13 protein-coding genes and 1 pseudogene are annotated in these 12,740 nt (G+C 47.1%); 8 read left to right on the forward strand and 6 right to left on the reverse strand.

The features are described 5' to 3' along the window. Positions 1-288: 288 nt before the first annotated feature. Positions 289-457 (forward strand): annotated as a pseudogene (locus tag OO774_RS20145) (IS3 family transposase); the annotation flags it as partial. Between the two features lie 185 nt (positions 458-642). Here the strand turns inward: OO774_RS20145 and OO774_RS20150 are convergent. The 6 genes from OO774_RS20150 to OO774_RS20175 form a co-directional block, all read right to left on the reverse strand. Beyond that, positions 643-1,410: an IclR family transcriptional regulator C-terminal domain-containing protein gene (locus tag OO774_RS20150; RefSeq protein WP_264906198.1), complete on the reverse strand. Its 768-nt coding sequence runs from the start codon at positions 1,408-1,410 to the stop codon at positions 643-645. Between the two features lie 143 nt (positions 1,411-1,553). Then, positions 1,554-2,342, reverse strand: a complete 789-nt coding sequence (locus OO774_RS20155; RefSeq protein WP_264906199.1) for an alpha/beta hydrolase — start codon at positions 2,340-2,342, stop codon at positions 1,554-1,556. A 13-nt stretch (positions 2,343-2,355) separates the two neighbouring features. Continuing rightward, positions 2,356-3,558 carry a 3-oxoadipyl-CoA thiolase gene (pcaF, locus tag OO774_RS20160; protein ID WP_264906201.1) on the reverse strand — a complete coding sequence of 401 codons (1,203 nt, stop codon included), beginning with the start codon at positions 3,556-3,558 and terminating at the stop codon, positions 2,356-2,358. 8 nt (positions 3,559-3,566) lie between these two features. Continuing rightward, entirely contained in the window at positions 3,567-4,343 is a 777-nt protein-coding gene (locus OO774_RS20165; RefSeq protein ID WP_264906203.1) for a CoA-transferase subunit beta, read from the reverse strand. After that, a complete protein-coding gene (locus OO774_RS20170; RefSeq protein ID WP_264906205.1) occupies positions 4,343-5,158 on the reverse strand; it encodes a CoA transferase subunit A in 816 nt (271 codons plus the stop codon). Before OO774_RS20170 ends, OO774_RS20165 begins: the two co-directional genes overlap by 1 nt. Positions 5,159-5,463: 305 nt before the next feature. Further along, the gene (locus OO774_RS20175) at positions 5,464-6,369 is read right to left on the reverse strand and encodes a LysR family transcriptional regulator (protein ID WP_264906207.1); all 906 of its coding nucleotides are present in this window, start codon (positions 6,367-6,369) and stop codon (positions 5,464-5,466) included. A gap of 125 nt (positions 6,370-6,494) precedes the next feature. Between OO774_RS20175 and OO774_RS20180 the strand changes: the two genes are divergently transcribed. From OO774_RS20180 to benD, 7 genes are all read left to right on the forward strand, one after another. After that, entirely contained in the window at positions 6,495-7,613 is a 1,119-nt protein-coding gene (locus OO774_RS20180) for a muconate/chloromuconate family cycloisomerase (RefSeq protein ID WP_264906209.1), read from the forward strand. Between the two features lie 18 nt (positions 7,614-7,631). Next, complete coding sequence (catC, locus tag OO774_RS20185) at positions 7,632-7,922, forward strand: muconolactone Delta-isomerase (protein ID WP_264906210.1); 291 nt, start codon at positions 7,632-7,634, stop codon at positions 7,920-7,922. A gap of 60 nt (positions 7,923-7,982) precedes the next feature. Then, the gene (gene catA, locus OO774_RS20190; RefSeq protein ID WP_264906211.1) at positions 7,983-8,924 is read left to right on the forward strand and encodes a catechol 1,2-dioxygenase; all 942 of its coding nucleotides are present in this window, start codon (positions 7,983-7,985) and stop codon (positions 8,922-8,924) included. 100 nt (positions 8,925-9,024) lie between these two features. Continuing rightward, entirely contained in the window at positions 9,025-10,401 is a 1,377-nt protein-coding gene (locus OO774_RS20195; protein ID WP_264906212.1) for a Rieske 2Fe-2S domain-containing protein, read from the forward strand. Beyond that, on the forward strand, positions 10,398-10,889 hold the full coding sequence (benB, locus tag OO774_RS20200; RefSeq protein ID WP_264906213.1) for a benzoate 1,2-dioxygenase small subunit: 492 nt from the start codon (positions 10,398-10,400) through the stop codon (positions 10,887-10,889). The genes OO774_RS20195 and benB overlap by 4 nt, the downstream gene beginning before the upstream one ends. Before the next feature lie 20 nt (positions 10,890-10,909). Then, positions 10,910-11,941: a benzoate 1,2-dioxygenase electron transfer component BenC gene (gene benC, locus OO774_RS20205; protein WP_264906214.1), complete on the forward strand. Its 1,032-nt coding sequence runs from the start codon at positions 10,910-10,912 to the stop codon at positions 11,939-11,941. Then, positions 11,938-12,717 (forward strand): benzoate diol dehydrogenase BenD, encoded by a 780-nt coding sequence (gene benD / locus OO774_RS20210; protein ID WP_264906215.1) that lies wholly within the window; start codon positions 11,938-11,940, stop codon positions 12,715-12,717. Before benC ends, benD begins: the two co-directional genes overlap by 4 nt. Positions 12,718-12,740 lie beyond the last annotated feature (23 nt).

Here is a 12,740-nt window from a genome sequence, read left to right on the forward strand (position 1 = left end):
GCGGGTCACATTGACCCGATTTGCTTTAGTTTAAAAGCTCTCTGTTGCGTTTGCTTATCACCATTAAACAGCTATTTGTCTGAGTTTATAGCTCTAGATATAGATAGTTGAAGTAAGCATGAAGATTTCTAGGTAGGAGAAGTCCGTTCCACATTTCTTTACCTTAATATAGGAACTAACGTTTTCCGGCTTTCAATACTTTAAGTTATTCGTCTTTCGCTAATTTACATAATGACAGGTGCATGTCATTTGTTTGATTGTAGATCGTGCTCCAAATATCTTGCTTGCTTCTTCCATTCGCTGAAAGTTGAAGCAATCCAATATGAACCGTTCATGACCAGAGATGAGATGCGCCAAACGGTCTTCGAGTACATTGAAGTTAATTATAATCGGGGGAAGGCTCGGTGCTCTTGGGTATCTAAGCCCAGTTAACGTTGAAAAGCAATATTTCGCTTAATGAAGTGTCCAGTCTGGCTGGACACTTCATTTTGGAGTTTGCCATAATAAAAGAGTTCCAAAGAAGTATAAGAATGGATAAATTAGTTTTCGCGTGTGCATTTAATCGTTTTAAACTTCCACAAATCACTTTTCTGATTATAAAGTCTCTCATACTAATTTGGAGCAAATTTACCGTCCACGGGACTACGGCAGGGACATCGAGATGCGCTGAGCTGTATCTTTCAGGACTGGAACAAACTCACTGATCATCCTATCTACCGTGGTCTTACTGGAGTGACAGCTTACATTCAGGGTTAATCGAAGCTTTCCGTTGCGGTTGAATACGGGAACTGCCACGGAACGTAATCCCAGCTCTAGTTCCTGGTCATTGATGGCATACCCTTGTAAGCGAACCTTGGCAATCTCTGCCTTTAGTTCACTAGGCGATGTCAGCGTGTTTGGTGTCAACTGGATAAGATTGGATTGCGCTAACAAATGATCTAACTCTTCTTCTGGAAGTGCAGACAGAAGTACTCTTCCCATCGACGTTGCATACGCTGGAAGTCTGGCACCGATCTGTAAGTTGAAAGCCATGAGAGGACGGACAGGGATTCGGGCAATATAAACGATATTTTCTCCCTCGAGTACGGCTGCCGAGCTAGATTCACCAAGCTGTTGAGTGACCAATTCTAATTGGGTAGAGACTGTGCCTCCGACATCCAATGTCGACAGGTAGGAATACCCAAGTTCAAGAACTTTCGCTGTAAGGGAGAATCTATTGCCGTCGGTTTCAACGTAGCCGAGTTTTAGCATGGTCAGTAAGAAGCGTCTTGCTGATGCTCTGGATAGATCGTTTTTTTTTGCGACCTCTGTGAGGGTCATGCTCATTGAGTTTGGTTCGAACGAGCGAATCACGTTAAGACCTTTGGCAAACGTGGTCAGGAAGTCTTTATCAGAAACGTCATGTTCCATTTTACTACATCCAAAGTCGAATAATTGTGCGATTATCGCACGAATGCATGGAGCCAATCAATGGTTGGACAATAGGTAAGTGGTTCAAGCATAGATAGTAATCAGACATCGCCACAGTACGGGCGATGTCTGATTATCTCAAATTAACGCATATGGGATAAGATTACGTCACTGAACAAAGCGGGATCTTCTACTGACGGAACGTGGCCAATACCATCCAGAATAACTGGAGCACTAGCGTTATTTAAGTCAGCTATTTGTTGTAGCGAATGAGGGGGAGTTGCTACATCATCACTGCCACCTACCAAGACCAGCTGCACATCATTATTTAATTTTTGATGACGAAAATCCGTTTGTCCTAGCATGACGCACAGAGATGCATAACTGTGGTTATCACACCTAGAGAGCGCTTGTTTCCATGTACTCATTAGATTTGGCTGTTGTCGACAAGCCTGCGCACCGAACCAGCGCGGAACTATTTGATCGACCATCGAACCGAGTCCGTTAGTGCGTACGTCAATAGCTCGAACTTCCCAGTTTTCTTTAGTGCCAATGACGGCTCCAGTATTGGTTAGCACGGCGGAAATTACTCTCTCACTATCGCTGAGTAGCAACTGCTGACCTATAACACCGCCAATCGATGTACCGACAAAATGGAAACGTTCAGCCCCAACCAAGTCTGCTAGGGCAAGTACCTCACCTGCCAAATCGTTAGGTGTGATCTCTGTGGTGCCTTCGACTAAAGCGTCACTGTCTCCATGACCCGGTAGATCCCAGGTCATAACTGTGAAGTAAGGAGTCAAATAGGGCAGAACACCTTCCCATACAGCCTGATTCATACCAAGCGGGTGCGCCAATATCAGCAGCGGTTTCCCTTCTTCTCCATGGCTATGGTAGCAGATAGCGCGACCTTGATAGCTCATAAAACCCATGCGATCTCCTTGTTTAAGCTCGTTCGATAAGTGTCGCGATACCTTGTCCAACTCCAACGCACATAGTACATAGTGCATAGCGCCCACCCGTTCGTTGTAATTGGTATGCGGCTGTCATCAGTAAACGGGCACCTGACATACCTAAAGGATGACCCAAAGCAATCGCGCCGCCATTCGGGTTAACCCTAGAGTCGTCGTCGGCAACCCCTAACTCTCTCAACACTGCTAATCCTTGCGCTGAAAATGCTTCGTTAAGTTCGATAACGTCTATATCTTGAATGCTTATCCTATGCTTCTCCAGTAATTTTTTCACTGCTGGGACAGGGCCAATACCCATTACTCGAGGTTCAACCCCCGCTGTTGCCATACCCAATATTTTTGCTACTGGTGTTAGGCTATGTTGACTGATGGCTTCCTCACTGGCAACAAGCATCGCCGCAGCACCATCATTTACACCCGACGCATTGCCTGCTGTAACACTGCCACCGTTTCGGAACGGGGCAGGGAGTGAGGAGAGCTTTTCCAACGTGCTTGGTCGTGGGTGTTCATCGGTATCGAATATCAACGGTTCTTGGCGTTTGCGCTGAATTTCAATCGGCACGATTTCTTGTGCAAAAATCTGGTCAGTAATGGCGTGTTGCGCTTTTTGCTGTGATCGAAAAGCAAAAAGGTCCTGATCCTGGCGGGAAATATTATAGGTTTCCGCTACATTTTCAGCCGTCTCAGGCATGGAGTCGACACCGTATAATTCTTTCATTAATGGGTTAACGAAGCGCCAGCCAATCGTTGTATCTTCAATTTGTTGGGTTCGAGTGAACGCGCTGTCGGCTTTGCCCATGACATAAGGCGCGCGTGACATCGATTCGACTCCACCAGCCAGTACCAAATCCATTTCTCCCGCTTTGATAGCCCGGAAAGCCGTTCCGACCGCATCCATTCCTGAACCACATAAGCGATTAATCGTGGTACCTGGAACGGATGTAGGTAAGCCTGCTAACAGAGCTGACATACGTGCAACATTTCGGTTGTCTTCGCCTGCTTGGTTAGCCGAGCCCATAATTACCTCGTCGATAGCAGCAGGATCCAGGTTCGGTGACTGCTCTAAAACAGCTTGGAAAATTTTGGCTGCAAGATCATCTGGGCGAACACTTGAAAGGGTACCACCGAAGCGACCGATAGCTGAACGTCGAGGGTTACAAAGGTAAACATTAGTCATAGTAGTTCTCACTCTTGGTTGGCATGTTGGCGCTGAGTTCTTTCTTTTAGCTCGCGTAATACTTTTAGTTCTAAGCTACTTGGCGCTGGTGTGGTTTCCAGGTTATCCGAAAACTGAATTTCCCAGCCGGTCGCGTCTATGACATCTTCTCGAGTCACACCAGGGTGCAGCGACACTACTATCAATTCCTTGGTTGCAGGGTCAGGGCGAAGGATGCATAAGTCTGTGATAACAACCGTCGGACCTTTGCCGAGATTAGGGACATTGTCTCTTGCCTTTCCATCACGGCCGAAGCCTACAGTGGTGATGAAATCAACATCTTTTACAAAGGTACGTTTTGAATGTTTCACAGTGATAAAGACTTCTTGTGCGTTGGTGGCTATTTCTGGGGCACCACCTCCGCCTGGTAAGCGCACTTTTGGTTTGCGGTAATCACCAACCAGAGTCGTATTCAGGTTTGCAAAACGATCGATTTGTGCCGTACCTAAAAATCCTACGCTGACATGACCACCTTGTAACCAATAACGAAACATTTCAGGAACAGATACGGTGCTCAATGCCGAGTGACACAATTCGCCGTCACCTATCGACAATGGCAAGACGTTAGGTTTGGTCTGTAACGTACCCGATTCATAAATAAGGGTAATATTCGGCGCATGAGTCAGTCGCGCTAAATTCGCGGCTTCACTTGGCAGGCCGATGCCGACAAAACAAGTCATGTTATCCGTTAGTGCACGAGCCGCGGTGATGCTCATCATCTCTGAAGACGTGTATTCAAAACTCATTATGCTTCTCCCTGTTCGAAAATGTTTTCCTGTACCCAAGCTTGGAAGCTTGCTCGATCACGTGATATGCCATCCCATTGTTTGTAGAAGCTATTGTCGCGTTCATAGTAGCCCAAGGCATAGGAAGGCTTCGCACCTAAAGGAACGTGTGAAATAGCCGTGATTGCCCACGAAGGGAGAACGCAAGCGTTCACTGAAGCATCAAGTTCATCAACAATTTCTTCGACCGTGACGATGCTACGTTTAGCGGCCAGGGCCGCTTCTTTTTGCACACCGAGTATGCCTTCGATCAGTACATTGCCTTTTTTATCGGCTTTTTGAGCGTGAATGACCGTCACGTCTGGTCTAATTGAAGGCACGGCAGCCAACTGTTCGTTGCTAAAAGGGCAGGTAATGAATTTGATCTGTTCATTCACTTTTGGCAGGTCACTTCCTACGTAGCCACGGAATACTGCGAGAGGCAAGCCAGCCGCTCCGGCTTCATAAGCGCATGCCATTGCTGCATGGCTATGCTCAAGGAGTTCCAATTGATGTGGCCAGCCTTTTTCTACAGCGTCTCGGAGTCGGTGCAAAGATCCTACCCCTGGATTGCCTCCCCAAGAAAAGATCAACTTTTTCACACATCCTGCGCCAATTAACTGGTCATAGACCAAATCAGGGGTCATACGAATTAACGTTAAATCCCTTTTTTCCTGACGGATGATTTCATGCCCAGCTGCGAACGGGATGAGGTGGGTAAAACCTTCCATCGCGACAGTGTCGCCGTGGAAAATATGCTTGCTTATCGCTTCTTTGAGAGAAAGGAACTCAGCCATAACAATGTCTCCTTACTGATTATGTGCTTCACGTTATTGTGCGAAATACGCACTAATATTCACTATTCGTACATTATGTTTGCTCAAAATATCAGCCATCGTCAAGCAAAAAGAATAAAAAAGTTCGAATATTGTTTTTTGTGTTCGCATATCGAACTTGAGGTAAACAAATACACCCGAGAAAAATCGGGGTATCGAGTGGTTTCAAAACAGAATAATGTGTGAGGTGAAGTGCGGAGAAAGTGGCGTTTAAGCCACATAATCGTTTGATGAATTGGGCAAAAGGTACCTAACCCATTTAAGGGTTAGGAGTATCGGCCCGTTCTGCGGTTTTCAACTAGCTCTTCCAAGATTGTGTTCACTAGTCGCATTACCGCGTTGATGTTTTCTCCTCGTCGGCGAGAGGCGATGACTTGTGTTTTGATACTGGTATCTTGGAGCCGGACGTACTCAATACCTTCTCGGTTTAGTTTACGTACCTGTTCCGGAACCAATGTAAATCCCATCTCTGAAGCAACCAAGGAAAGTGCGGTTTGTAAGTCATTGACTTGTTGGCTGACATTGCTTCTTAAACCACGGTTATAAAATAGTCCCTGAGTAAAATGAGCAAATTGTGCGCCGGGACCAGTGGGAAACGTGATCATTGGAATTTCGGCCAATTCTTGTAAGGAAGGGTTACTTTTCCCTAACTCATGACCACTCGGAATTGCAGCTATTAACGGTTCCTCAAACAGCAGTTCCTGTTCGATTTCAGGGTCATCGATATGGACTCGGCCGAAGCCGATATCAATTTTTCCTGTTTTCAACGCTTCAATTTGGTCACGAGTTGTTAATTCATGTAACACGATTTCTAAATTTTTGTTTTTCCTTAGCCGTCTTACCATCAGTGGTAGCTGGCCGTAAAACACCGAAGGAACAAAGCCGATAGAAAATAATGTTTTGCGTTTTTTCGTTATCTGCTGCGTTCCTTCAATCGTCACCATCACTTTGTCGAGAATTTGTTTCGCATGAACTAAAAAGTACGCGCCGCCATCCGTCAACTCTAGTCCCCGGGGCTTACGAATAAACAGCGGAACGCCAACTATTTCCTCAAGTTGCTTTATCTGCCTAGTTAGCGGCGGCTGGGCAATACATAGCTTTTCTGCGGCTCTGGTGAGATTTCCTTCCTCAGCGACAGCGACAAAGTATCGCAGGTGTCTTAACTCCATCATACCTCCTGGGTATTGCTCACTACTTATTTGATATTTGTATCAGATCACTATTACACATAACCTTCACCAAACAAATGATTCACATCTCATTTACATATTGTTTAACAAAGTTACTTGGAGCCTATATGTCAGCAACCATTCATTCCATTGAGGCGAGTCTGATTGATATCCCAACAATACGTCCGCACAAGCTTTCCGTGACTACCATGGGAGTACAAACGATGGTGATTGTGCGAATTAAAGATTCTGATGGATTCGAGGGGATCGGTGAAGCAACCACCATTGGCGGTTTAGCGTATGGCCCTGAAAGCCCTGAGAGTGTCAAGCTGACGATTGATACTTACTTCGCACCTCACCTCATTGGGCAGCCGTCGCACAACATCAATACCTTAAAAGTAAGGCTCAATTCCGCCATTCGAGGCAACAACCTGGCGAAGTCGGCGATAGAAACCGCTTTGTTGGATTTACAAGGTAAGCGCTTAAACCTCTCGGTATCGGAATTACTTGGCGGGGCAGTCCATCAACATCTCCCGGTTCTATGGACGTTAGCCAGTGGTAATACCAACCAAGATATCGATGAAGCTCTGAGTTTAATCGACGCTGAGCGCCATTGTGATTTCAAACTCAAAATTGGCTCTGGAGCATTAAAGGATGACGTTAACCATGTCATCGCTATTAAACAGGCCGTAGGCGATTCGGCGAGTATTCGTGTCGATGTTAACCAGGCTTGGGATGAATCCAGCGCCGCTATTGCTATGGCGAAATTTACCGAAGCGGGCGTTGATTTGGTCGAACAGCCTACACCAATGAAAGACTTTGATGCTTTGGTTCGTTTGTCTCAGAAATTTTCCCTACCGATTCTAGCCGATGAATCAGTCGCAGACGCTAAGGATATGTATCACCTCGCGAAAGGCGGATTCGCAGGCGCAGTTGCTTTAAAAATCGCCAAAGCAGGTGGCCCAATCCAAGCCTTACAACAAGCACATGTAGCTCAAGCCGCAGGCATTGGTCTCTACGGTGGCACGTTACTGGAAGGCACGATTGGTACCGCTGCTTCGTTGCACGCCTGGTCAACACTAGAAACCTTGCATTGGGGAACGGAGATGTTTGGCCCGTTACTGATGAAGGATGACATCGTGACGAATCCACTCAACTTCCATCATAACGGCGTCGATTTACCGACTGGCCCGGGCCTCGGTATCGAGATTGACGAAGACAAATTTGCCTATTACCGCCGAAGCTAACTTTACGGAGAACCCCTTATGTTATTCAAAGTAGAAATGACCGTGAAAATTCCACACTCACTACCGGAAGACACGGTCGCTGAAATCAAAGCAAAAGAGAAGGCTTACGCACAACAACTTCAGCAGTCCGGCAAGTGGCGACACTTGTGGCGCGTGGCAGGCAGCTACGCCAACGTCAGCATTTTTGATGTAGAGGATAATGCTGAGCTGCAGGATCTAATCAGCCAGCTACCTCTGTTCCCTTACATGGATATCAGCGTTTCCCCACTATGCCGTCACCCTTCGTCCATTCACGAAGATGACCGATAAGAACACCGAAGTGATGTCAACTAACTAAGAAGCAAAGAAATAAAGCAAGGAGAAGCAATCATGAGTGTTAAAACTATGCACACACAGGAAGTCCAGGAGCTACTAGAGAAAGTGGCAGGTTTCAATAACTCTGACGGTAATGAAAGGGTTAAAACCATCCTGCATCGCCTAATGCACGATGTCTACCAGATTATAGAAGATCTGGATATTACACCGGATGAATTATGGTCAGCGGTGTATTACATCAACCAACTGGGTGCGAATGGCGAGGCAGCTCTGTTAGCCCCGGGTCTTGGCATCGATAAGTACCTGGACATTCGTTTGGACGAGGCAGATAAGCAAGCTGGACTATATGGCGGAACACCAAGAACGATTGAAGGCCCGCTATATGTAGCAGGTGCGCCGAAGAGTGAAGGCTTTGCTCGCATGGATGATGGCACCGATACTGAATCAGAAGTGATGCTACTGACTGGACAGGTTACGGATCAAGAAGGCAATCCGATTTGCAACGCGGTAGTCGATATTTGGCATGCAAACAGTATGGGAGCGTACTCTTACTTTGATAAATCCCAAAGTGAATACAACCTGCGTCGTCGTATCGAGACGGATGAAAACGGTCGCTACACAGCTCGCTCGATTATTCCGGCAGGTTACGGTTGTCCTCCTGAAGGCTCAACTCAGCAACTGCTTAACCAGTTAGGACGTCATGGTAACCGACCTGCACATATTCATTTCTTTATTTCTAAGCCGGGTTACAAGCACCTAACTACTCAGATCAACCTCGCTGGCGATGAATACACTTACGATGATTTCGCTTTTGCAACCCTGGAAGAGTTGGTTGTTGAAGCGCAACGCATCGAAGATCCAGCTAAGGCTGATGCTCTAGGCTTGGAAGGTCCACTCACTCAGGTTGAATTCGATATCCAGCTGGTCAGCACAGAAAAGTCAGAGCTTCAAGTTCGCCACTCCCGCCTTCGCGCTCTTGAGGGTCAACAGGCTTAATAAATTCCCCCTACTTATTGCCCTGTGCTAACCACTTCAATATTGAGGTGGTTACCGCACCCCTGTACCCGAAACCCAGGATACAAAAGGAATAAATATAATGAATAGCAAACTCAAGCAACTAGCAGACAACGTACGAAACGCCGTTGTTGCCGATCCAGACACCGGACGTTACCAGTGTGATCGTGGCATTTTCACCGACCACGAACTGTTTGAACTGGAAATGAAGTACATCTTTGAAGGTAACTGGGTTTATCTTGCTCACGAAAGCCAAATTCCAAATCCAGGTGACTACTACTCTGTCACTGTCGGCAGACAGCCAGTTATCATCACTCGCACCAAAGACGGTGAATTAAAAGCCATTCTAAACACCTGTTCCCACCGTGGTGCCACTCTGTGCCGTAAGAAGCGCGGTAACAAGGCTTCTTTTACTTGTCCGTTTCACGGCTGGACGTTCCGCAATGACGGAAAACTTCTCAAGGCCAAAGACCAGAAAAAGGGTGGTTATCCGGAGCAGTTCAATACTGAAGGTTCCCACGATTTGAAGCAGATGGCTAAATTCGGCAACTATCGTGGATTTCTCTTCGGTAGTTTGAGCGCCGATGTCCTTCCGTTAGAAGAGCACCTGGGTGAAACGACCAAAATCATCGATAACATTGTTGATCAGGCAGAAGATGGGTTGGAAATACTGCGCGGCAGTTCAACTTACACCTACGAAGGCAACTGGAAGTTAACGGCAGAGAATGGCGCTGATGGCTACCACGTGAGTTCAGTTCACTGGAACTACTTATCGACCATGGGCCAGAGAAACTATGAAAAAGGCGGCACTGAGGCAGTAGATGCGAAAAGCTGGTCAGCTGAAGGCGGTTTCTACTCATTTGAACACGGCCACATGATGCTCTGGACCCGCTTATTAAACCCTGAAGTTCGTCCTGTGTTTAGCCAACTAGCGCGATTGGAAAAGACCTTCGGTGAGGCAAGAGCCGACTCTATCGTCCGAACAACAAAAAATCTCTGCCTATATCCCAATGTTTATTTAATGGATCAGTTTTCTACCCAGATTCGGGTGAGTCGTCCTATTGATGTGAACAAAACGGAAGTCACTATTTACGCCTTTGCGCCAAAGAACGAACCAGCAGAGTTGCGTGCCAAGCGTATTCGCCAGTACGAAGATTTCTTCAATGTATCTGGCATGGGTACGCCTGACGATCTGGAAGAATTCCGCGCATGCCAGGACGGATACGAGGCAAGAGGCGCACGATGGAATGACATGAGCCGTGGTGCGTCCCACTGGATTGACGGTCCTGATGACCACGCTAACCAGTTAGATATGAAGCCTCTAATGAGCGGGACTAAACCGGAAGATGAAGGCTTGTACGTTAACCACCACCAACACTGGCAACATGAAATGCTAAGAGCCATTGAAGCTGAATCTGACCAAATCATTCCGGTACTTAACAAGGAGGCTGACGCATGAGCTTTAATTACCACGATATAGAGCAGTTTATCAACCGCGAAGCCCGCTACCTCGATGATAAAGAATGGGATAACTGGCTAACTTGCTATCACAAAGATGTGACTTACTGGATGCCTGCCTGGGATGACGACGATCAACTTACTGAAGACCCTCAGCGCGAAATATCACTGATTTATTACCCAAATCGAGATGGCTTAGAAGACCGCGTTTACCGATTGAAAACGGAACGCTCTGGCGCGAGTTCGTTGCCAGAACCGCGCACTAAACACTTCATTAGCGGGTTGGAAATCTTGTCACATGAAGGGAATGAGTTGCAGCTGCGTTTCAACTGGCTGACGAAATCCTATCGCTATAAGAAGACGCAGGAATACTACGGTACTTCTTTTTACACCTTAGATATCAGCAGCGAGACCCCTCTAATCACATTCAAAAAAATCGTGCTGACTAACGACTGCATCAATCAAGCGGTTGATGTTTACCACTTGTAATGGATTGCAGGAGAATCAATATGACTTTTAACATTGCACTCAATTTCGAAGATGGCGTTACCCGTGTCATTAGCTGTAATGACGGCGAGACGGTTCTCGATGCGGCATACCGCGCACAATTGAACCTGCCTATGGACTGTTCGGATGGTGTTTGCGGTACGTGTAAGGGCAGTTGCCGTCAAGGGAAATACGATTTAGGCGAAGAATACATCGATGAAGCGCTCACGGATGAAGAAGCTGAAAAAGGGCTTATCCTAACCTGTCAAATGGTGCCATCCAGCGATTGCGTCGTCGAAATTCCCGCAGTTTCTTCAATGTGCAGTAAGGCCGCTAACAGCACCGTATCGGGAACCGTTGATGTGGTCAACCTTATATCGCCGACCGCCATCGAGCTAAAAATTACCGCTCAAAGTGATATCGGCTTCCTCCCTGGACAATACGTGAATATACAGGTCCCGGGCAGTAATGAAACCAGAGCTTATTCATTCAGCTCACTGCCTGGAAGTCGGGAATTGAGTTTCTTGATTCGAAATGTTCCCGGCGGCCTGATGAGTTCTTGGCTGGTTGGTAAAGCTAAGTCCAAAGATACAGTCTCGTTAACTGGTCCTATGGGTGTGTTCTATTTACGTCCGGTTGAGCGCCCTGTTGTTATGCTCGCTGGTGGTACGGGATTAGCTCCATTTCTTTCTATGCTGGAACAACTGAAAGAAAAAGGGTGTGACCAGCCAGTACATCTAATCTATGGCGTAACCAACGATGACGATTTGGTGTGCGTATCTGCTTTGGAATCCTTTGCCGCGAGTATCCCTAATTTCAGTTTTAAAACGGTTGTCGCGAGTGAAGAAAGCGATCACCCGCGCAAAGGATACGTGACCAATCATATGGAAGACGCGCCTTTCAATGATGGTGACGTTGATGTTTACCTTTGCGGGCCACCACCAATGGTGAACGCGGTATTAGGCCACTTCGAATCCCAGGGAATTAAGCCGAATTCTTTCCATTACGAGAAATTCACTGCAAGCGTTACTCCTGCTTCTGAGGAGGCCGCATGAGTGCGCGCTTTGTCAATAAGGTCATGATTGTCACCGGGGCTGCGCAAGGTATTGGTAAACGCGTAGCCGAGTTGGCCGCGAGCGAAGGTGCAACGCTGGTTCTGGTCGATATCGCCGACTATGTGCATGGGGTGGCCTCGCAACTGCAAGAGCAAGGAACGGAAGTACTGGCGCTTCAAGCTGATTTGGAAACCTGGCAAGGCGCACAATCCGTTATGGAGAAAGCCTACGCGCAATATGGTCGTATCGATATTCTCATCAACAATGTTGGCGGAACCATTTGGGCTCAGCCATTCGAATATTACCAACCAGAGCAAATAGAGAAGGAAGTTCAGCGGTCACTGTTTCCGACGCTTTGGTGTTGTCGAGCTGTTATCCCTTACATGCTGGAGCAAAAGGGTGGGGCAATCGTCAATGTCTCATCCGTTGCCACCCGAGGATTGATGCGCGTTCCCTATGGCGCTTCTAAGGGAGGCGTTAATGCGCTGACAGTGAATATGGCATTCGAATACGCCGAGCGTGGAATTCGGATAAATGCCACTGCACCAGGCGGCACTGAGGCTCCAGCGCGCTTGACCCCGCGCAATCGTGAACCCCAGCAGGAGCAGGAAAAAGATTGGTATCAAACCCTTATCGACCAGACCAATGACACCAGCTTTATGCATCGCTATGGAACGCTTGATGAGCAGTCTGAACCAATCCTATTTTTGGCGTCTGATGCAGCGAGTTACATCACGGGAACAGTGCTTCCTGTGGCCGGAGGGGATTTAGGTTAGTAAAGAAAGGAACAGGTTTTAAT

It is taken from the genome of Vibrio sp. STUT-A11 (assembly GCF_026000435.1).
In the GTDB taxonomy this organism is placed as follows: Bacteria; Pseudomonadota; Gammaproteobacteria; order Enterobacterales; family Vibrionaceae; genus Vibrio.